The 12872-nt window shown below is 70.2% G+C and carries 11 protein-coding genes and 1 pseudogene; 11 read left to right on the top strand and 1 reads right to left on the bottom strand.

Annotated features, from left to right (window positions below; translation table 11 throughout):
• The 10 genes from A7B20_RS20405 to A7B20_RS20455 all read left to right on the top strand — a co-directional run.
• On the top strand, positions 1-1031 hold a 1031-nt coding region (locus tag A7B20_RS20405; protein WP_172961073.1), incomplete at its 5' end, for a patatin-like phospholipase family protein.
• The gene (locus A7B20_RS20410) at positions 1028-2278 is read left to right on the top strand and encodes an NAD(P)/FAD-dependent oxidoreductase (protein ID WP_102110429.1); all 1251 of its coding nucleotides are present in this window, start codon (positions 1028-1030) and stop codon (positions 2276-2278) included. The genes A7B20_RS20405 and A7B20_RS20410, both read left to right, overlap by 4 nt.
• A 455-nt stretch (positions 2279-2733) precedes the next feature.
• Positions 2734-3795, top strand: a complete 1062-nt coding sequence (locus tag A7B20_RS20415) for a dipeptidase (RefSeq protein ID WP_102110435.1) — start codon at positions 2734-2736, stop codon at positions 3793-3795.
• A 76-nt stretch (positions 3796-3871) separates the two neighbouring features.
• Positions 3872-5467, top strand: coding sequence for an ABC transporter substrate-binding protein (locus tag A7B20_RS20420; protein ID WP_102110430.1), 1596 nt, complete (start codon positions 3872-3874; stop codon positions 5465-5467).
• 64 nt (positions 5468-5531) lie between these two features.
• On the top strand, positions 5532-6545 hold the full coding sequence (locus A7B20_RS20425; RefSeq protein WP_281260120.1) for an ABC transporter permease: 1014 nt from the start codon (positions 5532-5534) through the stop codon (positions 6543-6545).
• Between the two features lie 235 nt (positions 6546-6780).
• Positions 6781-7716 carry an ABC transporter permease gene (locus A7B20_RS20435; RefSeq protein WP_102110432.1) on the top strand — a complete coding sequence of 312 codons (936 nt, stop codon included), beginning with the start codon at positions 6781-6783 and terminating at the stop codon, positions 7714-7716.
• Positions 7710-8570, top strand: a complete 861-nt coding sequence (locus A7B20_RS20440; protein ID WP_102110437.1) for an ABC transporter ATP-binding protein — start codon at positions 7710-7712, stop codon at positions 8568-8570. The genes A7B20_RS20435 and A7B20_RS20440 overlap by 7 nt, the downstream gene beginning before the upstream one ends.
• Positions 8571-8590: 20 nt before the next feature.
• Positions 8591-9346 carry an ABC transporter ATP-binding protein gene (locus A7B20_RS20445; RefSeq protein ID WP_245867163.1) on the top strand — a complete coding sequence of 252 codons (756 nt, stop codon included), beginning with the start codon at positions 8591-8593 and terminating at the stop codon, positions 9344-9346.
• A gap of 42 nt (positions 9347-9388) precedes the next feature.
• Positions 9389-9751: a VOC family protein gene (locus tag A7B20_RS20450; RefSeq protein WP_102110433.1), complete on the top strand. Its 363-nt coding sequence runs from the start codon at positions 9389-9391 to the stop codon at positions 9749-9751.
• A gap of 477 nt (positions 9752-10228) precedes the next feature.
• The gene (locus tag A7B20_RS20455) at positions 10229-11128 is read left to right on the top strand and encodes a DMT family transporter (RefSeq protein WP_102110439.1); all 900 of its coding nucleotides are present in this window, start codon (positions 10229-10231) and stop codon (positions 11126-11128) included.
• Here the strand turns inward: A7B20_RS20455 and A7B20_RS20460 are convergent.
• A complete protein-coding gene (locus tag A7B20_RS20460) occupies positions 11073-11735 on the bottom strand; it encodes a thiamine diphosphokinase (protein ID WP_102110434.1) in 663 nt (220 codons plus the stop codon). The genes A7B20_RS20455 and A7B20_RS20460 overlap by 56 nt on opposite strands.
• A 225-nt stretch (positions 11736-11960) precedes the next feature.
• On the opposite strand from A7B20_RS20460, the pseudogene A7B20_RS20465 reads away from it, so the two are divergent.
• A pseudogene (locus A7B20_RS20465) lies at positions 11961-12872 on the top strand (hypothetical protein); the annotation flags it as partial.

The raw sequence follows: 12872 nt of genomic DNA on the forward strand, positions 1-12872 counted from the left end.
GGCGCGCGCGGGCGGAGGATGCGATCTCCGGCACGGCGCGCTGGCTCGACCGGCGCCCGGGGGCGCGGCCGTTGCACCTGGCGCTCGACGATCCCGCCTCGGTGGCGCGGGTCGCGCGCTTCATCGACGGCTCGGCCCTTGGGCTGGTGCTGTCGGGGGGCGGGGCGCAGGGGACGGCGCATCTCGGCGCGCTGAAGGCGCTGGGCGAGGCGGGGATCGCCTTCGACTGCGTCGGCGGCACCAGTGCGGGCGCCGCCATGGGCGCGGCGCTGGCGCTGGGGCGCGACCCGGACGAGGTGATGCGGCTCTGCGAGGAGATCTTCCTGCGCAGCCGCGCGATGGGCCGCTACACCGTCCCGAAGTTCTCGCTCCTCGATCCGAAGGAGTTCGACGCGGCGCTGCGGCGCCAGTTCGGCCCGCGCGAGATCGAGGACCTGGTGCTGCCCTTCTTCGCCGTGGCCACCAACCTGTCGACCAACGACATGGCGGTGCTGGACCGCGGCCCGCTGTGGGAGGCGATCCGGGCCAGCACCTCGATCCCCGGCGTGTTCCCGCCCTGGATCCGCGGCAAGGGCGAGGTGCTGGTGGACGGCGCGGTGATGGACAACGCGCCGCTGCTCGCCATGCGCGAGCGCAAGGCGGGGCCCGCGCTGCTGCTGAACATGCGCCGCTCGGGCGACTGGCGGGTAGCGCTGCGCTATGGCGAACTGCCGGGGCGGCGGGCGATCGCGGCGCACCTGCTGAAGGGCTGGCTCGGCACCCGGGGGCCGGGCGAGCTGCCGACGGTGGTGTCGGTGCTGGCGCGGGTGTTCAACGTCAACGCCCAAAAGCGGTTGCGCAGCATCGACGCGCCCGGCGACGTGATCATCGACATCGACCCGCTGGAGGGCATGGCCATCCTGGACTGGAGCCGGGCGCGGGCGCAATACGAGGAGAGCTACCGCATGTTTTCCGAAGCCCTGGCGCGGGGTGGGGCCGCGTCGCCGGATCCGGTGGCACGGCTTGCCGCCCTGAAGCAGGCGCTGAGATGAGCGCGCGCCACGTCGCCGTCGTGGGAGCGGGGATCGTCGGCGTCTCGGCCGCGGTCTGGCTGCTGCGCGCCGGGCTGCGGGTGACGCTGGTCGACCGCGAGAGGCCCGCGGCCGGGGCGAGCTTTGGCAACGGCGGGGTGCTGGCCGCCTGCGCGCTGGTGCCGGTGCAGGGGCCGGGACTGGTCCGGAAGGCGCCGGGGATGCTGCTGGATCCGGACCAGCCGCTGTTCCTGAAGTGGCGGTACCTGCCGCGGATCGCACCCTTCCTCGCCCGCTATCTCTCCCATGCCAGCGCCGGGGGGGCGGCGCGGATCGCGGCCGGGCTGGCGCCGATCGTCACGGACACCCTGGCCGATCACCTCGCCCTGGCCGAGGGGACGGGGGCGGAGCGGTGGATCGTGCCCTCGGACTATCTCTACGTCTACCGCGACCGGGCGGCCTTCGCGAAGGACGCCTTCGGCTGGGGCCTCCGCCGGCAGCACGGGGTCGACTGGGAGGAGATGGAGGCGGAACGCTTCCGCGCCTTCGATCCGGCCTTCGCCGAGGACCTGCGCTTCGCCGTGCGGATGGGGTCGCACGGGCGGATCACCGACCCCGGCGCCTATGTCCGCGCGCTCGCCACCCATGCCGAGGCGCGGGGCGCGCGGATGGTCAGGGCCGAGGTCGACGACGTGGTGCGCGAGGGCGGCCGGGTGACGGGCCTGCGCGCCGGGGGCGAAACGCTGGCCTGCGACGCGGTGCTGATCGCCACCGGGGTCTGGAGCGGCGGGCTGGCCGCGAAGCTCGGGGTGTCGGCGCCGCTCGAATCCGAGCGGGGGTATCACCTCGAGCTGTGGGAGCCCTCGGTGGTGCCACGGGTGCCGGTGATGATCGCGGGCGGCAAGTTCGTGATGACGCCGATGGAGGGGCGGCTGCGGATCGCGGGGGTGGTCGAGTTCGGCGGCACCGCGCTGCCGCCCTCCCGCGCGCCCTTCGACCTTCTGCTCCGGCAGGGGCGGGCGGCGCTGCCTGGGCTGACCTGGGCGCGGAAGACCGAGTGGATGGGACATCGCCCGACCACCGCGGATTCGCTGCCGGTCATCGGTGCGGTGCCGGGGGTCGAGGGCGCCTGGCTCGGCTTCGGGCACCAGCACATCGGGCTGACGGCGGGGCCGAAGACCGGGCGGCTTCTGGCGCAGATGATCGCGGGGCAGCGGGTGAACATGGACCTGGCGCCCTACGCGCCCGGGCGGTTCGGCCGCGGCTGAGCCGTTCCGGAGTCGTGAGGCCGGCCTGGAGCGTCGCTCTTTCGGCCTATTGCAGGGGGGGCCTCGGCGTCAGGCGGGGTGCGGGACGGAGGGCGGGCAGGGGGCTTTCCGCCCCCTCGGCACATGCGTGCCTCCCCCCGAGGATATTTGGAAAGCAAGGATGGGAGGGGGGTGTCCGCGGTCCCCGTGGCTGTGGCGCGCGGTGCGGGAGGCGGGTGCGGCACGGGCTGGGGGGCGCGGAGGGGCGGGCCGCCGGGTTCCTGCCCGTTCGTGCGGCAGGCGGCCGGGCAGGTGCACGGATCGCAGGCAGCGGGTGCGGGGGCTTGTGCTTCGGGCGGCGGGGGGCCAGAACTCTGCGTGACAGTCCCGCAACGCGGTGCCTGCATCGCCCGGCGGCCGGACCCGGCGCAAGACCCGGGGCGCGGCGCCGCCAGACCCGACCCTTGGAGACCCGGATGGCCCAGCCCCTTCCCCCCGCCGTGTTCGACGGCCACAACGACGTCCTGCTGAAGCTCTACAAGGCGGGCGCGCTGGATGCCTCGCAGGGCTTCGTCGACGGGCGCGCGGGCCATGTCGACGCGGTGAAGGCGAAGGCCGGGGGATTCGGCGGCGGCTTCTTCGCGGTCTACGTGCCCTCCCCGGTGAACCTCGATTCGAAGTTCGAGGAGATGACGAAGGAGAAGTACGACCTGCCGCTGCCCCCGGCGCTCGACTGGGCCGATGCGCTGCCGGTGGTGATGGCGCAGGCGGCGGTGCTGTTCGATCTGGAGGCGAGGGGCGCGCTGGTGGTGGTCCGCACCGCGACCGAGCTTGCGGCGGCGCTGGAGGCGGGCAGGCTTGCCGCGATCTTCCACATCGAGGGGGCGGAGGGGATCGACGCGGATCTGCACACCCTCGACGTGCTCTACCGGGCGGGGCTGCGCTCGCTCGGGCCGGTGTGGTCGCGGCCGACGATCTTCGGCCACGGCGTGCCCTTCCGCTTCCCCGCCACCCCCGACATCGGACCGGGCCTGACCGAGCACGGCTTCCGTCTGGTGAAGCGGTGCAACGAGCTGGGCATCATGCTGGACCTGTCGCACCTGAACGAGGCGGGGTTCTGGGACGTGGCGAGGACCACGGACGCGCCGCTGGTCGCCACCCATTCCAACGCCCACGCGATCTGCCCCCATGCCCGCAACCTGACGGACCGGCAGCTCGACGCGATCGCCGAGAGCGGCGGCATGGTGGGGCTGAACTTCGCCGTCGCCTTCCTGAGGGAAGACGGGCGGATGCTGAGCGACGTGCCGATGGAGCAGATGCTGCGCCATCTCGACCACCTGATCGGGCGCCTCGGCGAGGACGGGGTGGGGCTTGGCTCGGATTACGACGGGGCAGTCGTGCCGGACGGGCTGGACACCGTCGCCGATCTGCCCAAACTGAGAACCGCGATGGCCGAGCACGGATACGGTGCCGAGCTGATCGCCAAGATATGCCACAAGAACTGGCTTCGGGTGCTGGAAAGGACATGGGGGCAATGACCCCCCCGGGAGCGCATCCTGGAAGATCCGCCACCGGCGCGCGACGCTGAAGACCTGCAACAGAGAGGATGATTGCATGAATGCCATGAACAGACTGCTCGCCGGAGCGGCCATCGGCCTGGCCGTCGCGGCGACCGGGGGCGGCGTCTTCGCCGAGACCCCCCCGGACATGCTGGTGATCGCGAACCGCATCGACGACATGACCACGCTTGACCCCGCCCAGAGCTTCGAGTTCGCCGGCGGCGACGTCCTGCGGAACACCACCTCGAACCTCGTCGGCTTCGATCCGCTGGACCTGGAAGCGGGCTATCAGCCCGACCTCGCCGAAAGCTGGGAGGTGTCCGAGGACGGCAAGACCATCACCTTCACCATGCGCGAGGGGGTCAAGTTCCACTCGGGCAACCCGGTGCGGGCAGAGGACGCCGCCTGGTCGCTCCAGCGCGCGGTGAAGCTGAACAAGACCCCGGCCTTCATCCTGACCCAGTTCGGCTTCACCCCCGAGAACGTCGAGGAGATGATCAAGGCCGACGGCAACACCGTCTCGATCACCACCGACAAGAAATACGCGACCTCCTTCGTTCTGAACTGCCTGACCGCCACCATCGGCTCGATCGTCGACAAGGAGCTGCTGATGCAGCACGAGACCGACGGCGACATGGGCAACGCCTGGCTGGCGAACAACGACGCGGGGTCCGGGCCCTACAAGCTGGTCTCGTGGAAGCCTTCGGAATCGGTGACGCTGGAAAGCTACGCCGACTACTATGGCGGCGAGCCGGCGATGAAGCGGGTGATCGTGCGCCACGTCGCCGAGAGCGCGACGCAGCGCCTGCTGCTGGAGCGCGGCGACATCGACGCGGCGAGGAACCTGAACCCCGAGGACATCCAGGGCGTGCAGGGCACCGACGGCATCGCCGTCGATGACGTGCTGCGCGGGCGGATCATGTACCTGGGCCTGAACCAGAACAACGAGATCCTGGCCAAGCCCGAGGTGCGGCAGGCGTTCAAGTACCTGGTCGACTACGCCGGGATGCAGGACAGCTTCCTCAAGGGCCAGTACACGATCCACCAGAACTTCCTGCCCGCGACCTATCTCGGCGCGGTGGACGAGAACCCGTTCACCTACAACATCGAAAAGGCGAAGGAGCTGCTGGAGCAGGCCGGCGTGACCGAGGCGACCTTCGAGGTCGGCGTGCGCGACGCCCAGGAGCGCATCGAGATCGCCCAGTCGCTGCAGAACGCCGCGGCGCAGGTCGGCATCACGCTGAACATCACCGTCGGCACCGGCAAGCAGATCCTGACCCGCTACCGCGCCCGCGAGCTCGACATCGCGCTCGAGGCCTGGGGGCCGGACTATCCCGATCCGAACACCAACGCAGGCACCTTCGCCTACAATCCCGACAATTCGCTGGAAGCGCAGAACACCGGTCTGCTCGCCTGGCGGATCGCCTGGGATCCGAAGGACCTGACCCAGAAGGTCGAGGCGGCGGTGCAGGAGACGGACCGCGACGTGCGGGCGCAGATGTACCGCGACATCCAGGCCGAGTTCCGCGAGGTCTCGCCCTTCGTGATGATGTTCCAGCAGATCGAGCAGCTGGCGCGGGATGCTGACCTTCAGGGCCTGTCGCTCGGCGGCGCGATCACCGGCGCGGCCTACTGGAAAGTGACGAAGTAAGTCCGTGGCGCTGAGCGAACCGGAAACTTCCGAGAACAAGGCGCGGGCGGATCGCCCGCGCCGGGTGAGGGGCGGCCTGTGGAAGGCCGCCTCCGTCCTCGGCTCGATCGTCGCGACGATGCTGGGCCTGCTGTTCGTGACCTTCATCATCGGCCGGGTGATGCCCGTCGATCCGGTGATCTCGGTCATCGGCGAACGGGCCACGGCCGAGCAGTACCAGGCGGCCTATCAGGCGATGGGCCTCGACAAGCCGCTGATCGTGCAGTTCGGCGTCTATCTCTGGGACGTGCTGCATTTCGACTTCGGGATGTCGCTGCTGAACGCCCGTCCCGTGGCCGAGGACATCGCGCGGGTCTTCCCCGCGACGCTGGAGCTTGCCACGGTCGGCATTTTCATCGGCATCGTGCTGGGCGTGCCGCTCGGCGTGCTGGCGGCGGTCAAGCGGGGGTCGTGGATCGACCAGATCGCGCGGGTGCTGGCGCTGGTCGGCTACTCCATGCCGATCTTCTGGCTGGGGCTCGTCGGGCTTCTCGTCTTCTATGGCATCCTCGGCTGGGTCGGCGGACCGGGGCGGGTCGGCATCTTCTATGTCGACGTGGTGCCCACGGTCACGGGACTGATCCTGGTGGACAGCCTGCTGGACGGCAACATCGCGGTGTTCAAGGACGCCTTTTCCCACATCATCCTGCCGGCCTCGCTGCTCGGCTACTACTCGCTTGCCTACATCAGCCGGATGACGCGGTCGTTCATGCTGGAGCAGCTGTCGGCGGAATACATCACCACGGCGCGGGTGAAGGGGATGAGCGAGTGGAACGTGATCTGGGGCCACGCCTTCCGCAACATCCGCGTGCAGCTGATCACCGTGATCGCGTTGAGCTATGCGGGGCTGCTGGAGGGATCGGTGCTGACCGAGATCATCTTCTCCTGGCCCGGCATCGGCAGCTACATCACGACGGCGCTGCTGGCGGCGGACATGAACGCGGTGCTGGGCGGCACGGTGGTGGTGGGCCTGGTGTTCATCCTGCTGAACATCTTCGCCGACCTTCTGTACAAGTTCCTCGATCCGAGGGCGGAGTAGGCATGGATCTTTTGATGGTTTTGCCTTCCCTCGCGACGTCATCCTCGGGCCTGGCCGCCTGTCTCGCGGGTGAGGGAGAGATCCCCGGGGCGAGCCCGAGGATGACGGCTGGCGCGGGTGACGGAGAGATCCTCGGGGCGAGCCCGAGGATGACGGCTGGCGGCGTGCGGGAGACCGGGGGGCGCGTGGCGTCCGCGCGGGGCACGCTCCAAAGCCTTGGCGAAAGGAGCGTGCGATGACCGCGACACCCGACACGCCGTCCGGCGCGCCGACGCTGCGCCAGTGGCTGCTGACCGAGACGCCGACCTCGCGGCGCCATGCGCGCTTCGCCTCGGCCTACAAGGGGTGGCTGTCGTTCCGGTCGAACACCATGGCGATGATCGGTCTGCTGATCCTCGTCGCGCTGGTGCTGATCGCGCTTGCCGCGCCGCTGCTGGCGCCCCACGACCCCTATGTGCAGAACCTTTCGAGCCGCCTGCTGCCGCTCGGCTCCGAAGGCTATACGCTCGGCACCGACTCGCTGGGCCGCGACATCCTCTCGCGGCTGATCTACGGCTCGCGGATCACGCTCTACATCGTCGGCCTCGTCGCGCTGATCGCGCCGATCGCGGGGCTGCTCGTCGGCACCGTCTCGGGCTATGCCGGGGGGATCGTCGACACGGTGCTGATGCGGATCACCGACATCTTCCTGGCCTTCCCGCGGCTGGTGCTGGCACTGGCCTTCGTCGCCGCGCTCGGGGCGGGGATCGAGAACGCGGTGCTCGCCATCTCGCTCACCGCCTGGCCGCCCTACGCGCGGATCGCCCGGGCCGAGACGCTGACGATCCGCAACTCCGACTTCATCAGCGCCGTGCGCCTCCAGGGGGCGGGGCCGTTCCGGATCATCGTCAAGCACATCTGGCCGCTCTGCATCTCCTCGCTGATCGTGCGGGTGACGCTGGACATGGCGGGGATCATCCTCGCGGCCGCGGGCCTCGGCTTCCTCGGCCTCGGCGCGCAGCCGCCGAGCCCGGAATGGGGGGCGATGATCTCGGAAGGGCGGCGGTTCATCCTCGACTACTGGTGGGTGGCGACGATGCCGGGGCTCGCGATCTTCACCGTGTCGCTGGCGTTCAACCTGCTCGGCGACGGCTTGCGCGACGTGCTCGACCCGAAGGATGCCGGATCATGACCCTGCTCGACGTCGAGAACCTCTGGGTGCAGTTCCCGACCCGGCAGGGTCTCTTCGACGCCGTGCGCGGCGTCAGCTTCTCGCTGGGCAAGGAGCGGCTGGGGATCGTGGGCGAATCCGGTTCGGGCAAGTCGATGACCGGGCGGGCGATCCTGCGGCTGATCCGGCCGCCCGGGATCGTCAAGGCGGACCACATCGATCTCGAAGGGCAGGACCTGCTGAAGAAGTCCGAGAAGGAGATGCGGTCGGTGCGCGGCCAGCGGATCTCCATGGTGATGCAGGATCCGAAATTCTCGCTGAACCCGGTGATGACCGTGGGCGACCAGCTGGTCGAGGCCTATCGGCTGGCCCATGGCAGCGCGCGGAAGGGGGCGACCCAGGCGGCGCTGGAGGCGCTGGATTCGGTGTCGATCCGGAACCCCGAGCGGGTGATGCGCGCCTACCCCCACGAGATGTCGGGGGGCATGGGGCAGCGGATCATGATCGCCATGATGCTGATCCCGAACCCGCAGATCCTGATCGCGGACGAGCCGACCAGCGCACTGGACGTCAGCGTGCAGCGGCAGGTGCTGTCGATCATGGACCGGCTGGTGGTCGACCGTGGAATGGGGCTGATCTTCATCTCCCACGACCTGAACCTCGTCGCCGATTTCTGCGACCGGGTGCTGATCATGTATGCGGGCCGGGTGGTCGAGGTCTGCGATGCCGACAAGCTGCACCAGGCGACGCATCCCTATACCCGGGGCCTGCTGAACTCGCTGCCCCGGCTCGACGTGCCGAAGGAGCGGCTGGAGGTTCTGCAGCGTGACCCGGCCTGGGCCGAGGCGCCAAGCGTGAGCGGGCGCGTACGATGACGGGCACGAAGACGGGCACGATGACGGGAACCAGCATGCTGTCGGTGAAGGACCTGGACGTCTGGTTCGGCCACGGGGACGACCGGGTGGACGCGGTGCAGGGCGCGAGCTTCGACGTGGCGAAGGGCGAGAGCTTCGGCCTTGTCGGCGAGTCGGGGTCGGGCAAGTCGACGATCCTGCGCGCGATCACCGGGCTTGCGAAGGACTGGAGCGGCACGATCGCCGTGGACGGCGAGCCGGTGGGTCACAAGCGGGCGAAGAGCTTCTACCGCAAGGTGCAGATGGTGTTCCAGGACCCCTATGCCTCGCTCCACCCGCGCCACTCGGTCGACGCGGTGCTGGGCGAGACGCTGCATCTGCACGGCTTCAAGGACATCGACGCCCGGGTGGTCAAGCTTCTGGACGACGTGGGCCTCGGCAACCGCTTCCGCTTCCGCTATCCCCACCAGCTTTCGGGAGGGCAGCGGCAGCGGGTGGCGATTGCCCGCGCATTGGCGGGCGAGCCGGAAATTCTGTTGCTGGACGAACCCACTTCTGCATTGGATGTGTCCGTGCAGGCTGAGATCCTCAACCTGCTGACGGACCTCCGCGCGGAGCACGGGCTGACCTATGTCATGGTCTCCCACGACCTCGCGGTGGTCGGTCACATCTGCGCCCGGCTGGCCGTCATGAAGGACGCCCGGGTGGTCGAAATAATGGATGTGGATGCCCTGCGGAAACGCCGGGCCACGCATCCCTACACGCAGGACCTGCTGCGCAATTCGATCGGAGCCTGAGCCGCCCGCGGCTTGGGGAACATCCGGCGGGAGGGGGACCGAATGTTGATGGGCTTGCACCATGTGCAGCTGGCCATGCCGGAAGGCGGCGAGGCCGAGGCGCGGGCGTTCTACGGCGAGGTGCTGGGCATGTTCGAGGTCGCCCGGCCCGAAGGCCTTAAGGCGCGCGGCGGCTGCTGGTTCGAGCAGGGCTCGGTCCGGGTGCATCTGGGCGTGCAGTCGCCCTTCCAGCCCGCGACGAAGGCGCATCCGGCCTTCCAGGTGGCCTCCCTCGGGGTGGCGACGGACCGGCTGCGCCGCCACGGCGTCGCGGTCGGCGAGGTCGAGGAACTGCCGGAGATCCGCCGCATCCACATCGACGACCCCTTCGGCAACCGCATCGAGATCCTCGAGCGGCGCGACTGACGCCGCGCGCCCCGTTTCCGGCCGCGTGCGGGCGGAGGGTGCGGAACGCCTCCGGCGGGAGTATTTGGACAAAGAAGAAGCCCCAAGGGGATTCTACGCTGCGCGGTGTCGCGGCGGCCGGTCGGGGGACACGTGCCCGGCATGGGAACGAGGCGACTTTGGCGGATTTCGACAGGCCGCCTGTTTCGTCGATTCACGGTGGCCGGGCGAAGCGGCGTCCTGCCGGGCTTGCGGCGGTCGGCGTTCTGGGGTCTGTTCGCCGGGACGTCAGGGGCCTGAACGGCACCGCCGGAGCCGGAAAGGAAGCACCATGCGCCGCATCCGTGGAACGCGCGTCCCGCGCCGCGACCGCGCCGTCGCCACGGGCAGGGCCCGGGGGATCGTCCTGCGCAAACCTGGCCTGCGCGAACCGGGGAAGGGGGCGTGAGCGCCCCCTCGCTCTCAGAGGCCGACCGGCCCGTTCTCGGCATCCTGCTGATGCTCGGCTTCTGCATCCTCGCGCCGATGGGTGACGGGCTGGCCAAGCTGATCGGCGACCGCCTGCCGCTGGTGCAGCTGGTCGCCGCGCGGTTCCTGCTGCAGGCGCTGATCCTGCTGCCGCTCGCGCTGTTCGCCGGGCACGGGCTGCGGCAGAGCCGCCGGATCGCCATGCTGACCGCCCTGCGCACGGCGCTCCACATCCTCGGGATCGGCGCGATGTTCCTGTCGCTGCGCTTCCTGCCGCTGGCCGATGCCGTTGCCATCGCCTTCGTCATGCCCTTCATCCTGCTGCTCCTCGGCCGTTTCGTGCTGGACGAGGAGATCGGGCCGCGCCGCATCGGCGCCTGCGTCGTCGGCTTCGTCGGCACGCTGATGGTGGTTAAGCCGAGCTTCGCCGAGGCCGGCTGGCCCGCGCTCCTGCCGCTGTTCGTGGCGCTGGTGTTCTCGCTGTTCATGCTGGTGACGCGGCAGATCGCCAAGCGGGTGGACCCGATCGCGATGCAGTGCACGAGCGGGCTGATGGCCTCGGCCGTGCTGCTGCCGATGCTCCTTCTGGCCGAGGGGACGGGGATCGTCGCCGTCGATCCGGTGATGCCGGAGGGACGGGAGTGGGTGCTGCTGGCGATGCTCGGCGCGCTCGGCACCTTCGCGCACCTTGTGATGACCTGGTCGCTGCGCTTTGCGCCGGCCGCGACCCTGGCGCCGATGCAGTACCTCGAGATCCCCTTCGCCACGCTGATCGGCTGGCTGGTGTTCCACGACCTGCCCGACGGGCTGGCGGCCGCGGGGATCGGGCTGACGGTGGTGGCCGGGCTTTACATCGTGCTGCGCGAGCGGAAGATCAGCGCGGCGCCAATGCCGCCAGAACCGAAGGCAGGACGTCGCGCGGCAGGATGAGCACCAGGCCGGGTCCCGCCGTCTCGAGGCGCACCGGCCCCGTGGCCCGGTTCGAGGTGCCGATCCGCCCGCCGGGCGCGAAGGTCAGCCCGTCGATCGGCCATTCGAGCCCCTCGGAGCGGCCCGTGACGGGGGCGAAGGGAAACAGCGACACCCGCGTGCCGGGGGCGAGGTCGAGCGCCAGGGCGGCGGGCAGGTGGAGACAGATGTCCTCGGCCCCGATCAGCAGGATCCGTCCCGGCGCCTCGCGCACCAGGGTGTTGAAGGCGGCAAGCTCGTGGTCCACCCGGCGCCCCGTGAAGCCGAGCGCCAGCACCAGCGGCGCTTCGATCCGGGCCAGGCATTTCTCGAAATCCGTCGTCTCCTGGTCGGGGTCGTGGATCACCCGCTCCGGCGGCAGGGCCGCCCGCGCCGCGCCGCTGATCGAGTCGAGATCGCCGATCACCCAGTCCGGGCGCAGCCCCGCGGCCAGCGCCGAATCCGCGCCCCCGTCCGCGGCCACCACCGTCGTCGCCAGATCGCGTACAGTCGCCAGGTCCGCAGGGGTCGCGGCGCCGCCCCCGACCAGGAGAATCGGCCCCGGCGCGGCGACTTTCTTGTGTTTCATGGAGAATTTAACCCTATATCAGCCATTGAACCACATTCTGGCCGCGAAAAGATACCGGTTCCAACGCAGTTCGGTACGGAATTGCGCTCCAGTTCATGGTAAACCTAGCCCTGCTGGATCGGGGGAGAAAGCGAGTTACCGATGGTAGGGTCGAACAAGATTCTTACTGTTTCATACGGCACGTTTTCGTGCACGCTCGAAGGGTTCGACCAGCCTTTCGAAACGATGAAATCCATCGCGGAATACTTCCGCGACCTCGCCGCCGACGACCGCTATTTCGGGGCCGAGCCGCCGCAGCCCGATGCCCAGATGCTCCACCGCATCGCCGAACGCGAGGTGCAGCGCCGGGTCGAGGCGCGGGTCGAGACGAACGGCGTCGTGCTGCGCCAGACCGCCGATGCCGTGGCCGGTCCCGCCGCCGCGCCCCTCGCGCCTGCATCGCCGCGCCGCGCCCGCGACGATGGCGACGACCGCCGCCCCTCGGACGTCCCCGCGACCGGCAACGCGCCCTTCGACGTCGACATCGACGGCGACAGCGTCGCGGCGAAGCTCAGCCGCATCCGTGCTGTGGTGGCCCGCGCCCGCGCCAGCCGCGGCGCCGACAGCGCCTTCGCCGAGGACGAGCCGATCGAGGCCTATGTCGCCCCGATGCCCTCCGCCGGGTTCGACGCGGCCGCCGCCCCGGCCGAGGAGGCCGACGATTTCGCCACCGAGGCGCAGACCGACGACGACAGCGAGCCGAAGGATACCTCGGCGGCCCGGATGGACAGCGAGGCGGCCGAAGAGGCGCCCGACGGTTCCGACGCGGCGTCCGACGCCGCGGCCCGTGCGATTGCCGAAGAGGAGGCCCGCGCCGAGGCCGAGCGGGTGGAGGCGAAAGCCGTGGCAGCGGCCGCGGAGGCTGCGCGCCTGGCGGACGAGGAAGAGGCCCGCGCCGAGGCCGGGCGGGCGGAGGCGGAAGCCATGGCAGCGGCCGCGGAGGCTGCGCGCCTGGCGGCGGAGGAAGAGGCCCGCGCCGAAGCCGAGCGGGCGGAGGCGGAAGCCATGGCAGCGGCCGAGGAATCTGCGCGCCTGGCGGACGAGGAAGAGGCCCGCGCCGAGGCCGAGCGGGCGGAGGCGGAAGCCATGGCAGCGGCC

Source organism: Oceaniglobus roseus, assembly GCF_002869745.1.
In the GTDB taxonomy this organism is placed as follows: Bacteria; Pseudomonadota; Alphaproteobacteria; order Rhodobacterales; family Rhodobacteraceae; genus Oceaniglobus; species Oceaniglobus roseus.

Bases quoted from the DNA above. Each gene is read 5' to 3' on its own strand.
- A7B20_RS20410 (WP_102110429.1), top strand. From the start codon at position 1,028: ATGAGCGCGCGCCACGTCGCCGTCGTGGGAGCGGGGATCGTCGGCGTC.
- A7B20_RS20415 (WP_102110435.1), top strand. From the start codon at position 2,734: ATGGCCCAGCCCCTTCCCCCCGCCGTGTTCGACGGCCACAACGACGTC.
- A7B20_RS20420 (WP_102110430.1), top strand. From the start codon at position 3,872: ATGAATGCCATGAACAGACTGCTCGCCGGAGCGGCCATCGGCCTGGCC.
- A7B20_RS20435 (WP_102110432.1), top strand. From the start codon at position 6,781: ATGACCGCGACACCCGACACGCCGTCCGGCGCGCCGACGCTGCGCCAG.
- A7B20_RS20445 (WP_245867163.1), top strand. From the start codon at position 8,591: ATGACGGGAACCAGCATGCTGTCGGTGAAGGACCTGGACGTCTGGTTC.
- A7B20_RS20450 (WP_102110433.1), top strand. From the start codon at position 9,389: ATGTTGATGGGCTTGCACCATGTGCAGCTGGCCATGCCGGAAGGCGGC.
- A7B20_RS20455 (WP_102110439.1), top strand. From the start codon at position 10,229: ATGCTCGGCTTCTGCATCCTCGCGCCGATGGGTGACGGGCTGGCCAAG.
- A7B20_RS20460 (WP_102110434.1), bottom strand. From the start codon at position 11,735: ATGAAACACAAGAAAGTCGCCGCGCCGGGGCCGATTCTCCTGGTCGGG.